The organism is ANME-2 cluster archaeon, assembly GCA_019429385.1.
In the GTDB taxonomy this organism is placed as follows: Archaea; Halobacteriota; Methanosarcinia; order Methanosarcinales; family Methanocomedenaceae; genus Methanocomedens_B.
Genome location: JAHYIS010000067.1, coordinates 1 through 2228 on the forward strand (window position 1 = coordinate 1; position 2228 = coordinate 2228).

General features: G+C 46.2%; 2 protein-coding genes. Both read left to right on the forward strand.

Annotated elements, in window-relative coordinates; translation table 11 throughout:
• A partial coding sequence (locus K0A89_12875) for an alkaline phosphatase family protein (protein MBW6519376.1) occupies positions 1–873 on the forward strand: 873 nt, incomplete at its 5' end.
• The coding region (locus K0A89_12880) for a hypothetical protein (protein MBW6519377.1) at positions 854–2228 on the forward strand (1375 nt) is incomplete at its 3' end. The genes K0A89_12875 and K0A89_12880, both read left to right, overlap by 20 nt.

Here is a 2228-nt window from a genome sequence, read left to right on the forward strand (position 1 = left end):
TTTTTCTGGAGATTCTGCGATGAGGAAGACCCCACCTATCCAGGTGAGAACCCGTACCAGAATGTGATAAAGGAATTCTACCAGATATATGATAACATACTGGGGGAGTTCATGGAAGCACATCCTGAAATTACAACCATTGTCTTCAGCGACCACGGGCATGCCATGCGGCCTGTCAGAACGGTCAACATGAACGAGGTCTTACGGAAAAAGGGGCTGCTTAAAGCCCGGTCAGGTGCGTTAAACCCGGCTCCATTCATCCTTGAGAACCTGAAACGAATATCACTGGACCTTATCAGGAAGTTTGAACTTGACCACCTTATGGTCAGGGTATCGAAATCTAAAGCACTATCCTCTATCAGCAAGGACATCTATATGTCTTCAGCCAGTATCGACCTTGACCGTTCAATGGCATACCTTTCTTCATTTGCCGGACCCAAGTCATACAGCCATGGGGGAATCGAGGTCAATGAGGGAAATCTCGCGGGTGGTTCATATGAGGAACTGAGGACAATGCTGATCGACGAACTCTCAGGGCTGACCGAACCTGAAACAGGCCAGGAACTGGTCAAATGGATTTGCAGGAGAGAGGAATTATACCAGGGTTCCAATATTCACCTGTATCCGGATGTCGTATTTGAACTGGTGGAAGGATACGGCGTGTTCTGGGGCATACACACACCCCTGATAGGTACTGCCTATGAGCATACACTGGCCTCGGGAGGACATCACAGGGATGCAGTCTTTCTGATAGCGAATGGCACAGAACAGCCGAAAAGTAACAACATCAGTATTATGGATATAGGACCGACCATCCTGCATCTGCTGGACATAAAGCCGGAGGAAGAGATCGATGGAAAATGCATATTCTAAGGATATACTCTTGCCGAAAATAAGTGCCATTCTCTCATTTGTTTTCATCACCCTGGCCCTGGTATTGATAGAACAGCATTCACCTGTCACGGGCTACGAGCTTTCATTGTACGGCAGCCTGCCTGCAGCCACATGGATATTCCTTGTTGGGGCAGTCGTGCTGGGGACTGGCATTATTGTGAACGGTGCGTTTTCCGAGAATAAGAACAATTACTGGTTGCTGGGGTTGATAATTCTGGTATTGTGCAATTTTATCGTATTATCGCTTCATTATATCAGAGGTTATCACTTTTTGACCATATCGGACCCGCTGGCACATGTGGGTTTTACCTCAGATATATTGTCCAGCGGCAGTATAGGTGATAATTATTATCCCATTACCCATATTTTTGGGGCGGTGATGGTTGAGATAAGTGCCATTGACCTGCTGACAGTAATGAAATTCCTGCCTGTTGTGTTTACGCTTTTGTCCATGGTATTTATCTACCTGTTAGCTTCTGCAGTATCGACCAACAGGGGCCACGCACTGCTGTCAGCGGCAGCAGGCACCACTTTGCTGTATTCTTATTACCATATCTCCACCTATCCCCAGGCACTTTCCCTGCTGATGTTCCCTGTGGTCTTTTTTCTTTATTTCAGGGCAGCAGGAACATCGTCGATTGCTTTCAAGGCACTTTTCATAATTCTTCTGTTCCTGTTCCCGTTCTTCCATCCGGCACCTGAAATCGTGCTGATTTTTTGCCTGGTGGGTGGAGAAATTGCCAGGTATGTGTGGAACAAAAGAGTGGCCATGGATACCACATCCAGTTTTTCAGATAGCATATCTTCAAATCCGGCCTTGATATCCATAGTTATCTTCTTCACGTGGTTTACGTCATTCTCTGCTTTTGGTACCATAATGAAAGGTAGATTCTTAACATGGTTTGCAGGTAATGTTGACAAGGTACCCCGTTTTCATGAACTGGAAGTCATATCAAAACTTGAGCCTGTGGACCAGGTGCTTCTGGCTTTGAAGATGTATGGCGGGCTGTTCATTTACCTGTTCCTGTCAGGCATTGGCCTATTAATTGTACTGAACCATTATTTTTCCAGGCGCCAGGAATCGAAAAACCTGTTCACCCTGTCGGTTTTGCTGCTGATCAGCGGGCCTGTATATGTGACAATCTTTATGATAATCGGCCTTACGACCATTGGCAGGCTTTTCGGTGCCAATACTGAACTGTGGGTTATTCCCGTGCTGTCCGGATTTGCTTTATATGAAGTATTCAGCAGGCGCCAGATACCCAGGTCCATAGGTATCGGGTTTGTGACCTTCATACTGGTATCTGCATCTATGCTGGGTATTTTCACGATAT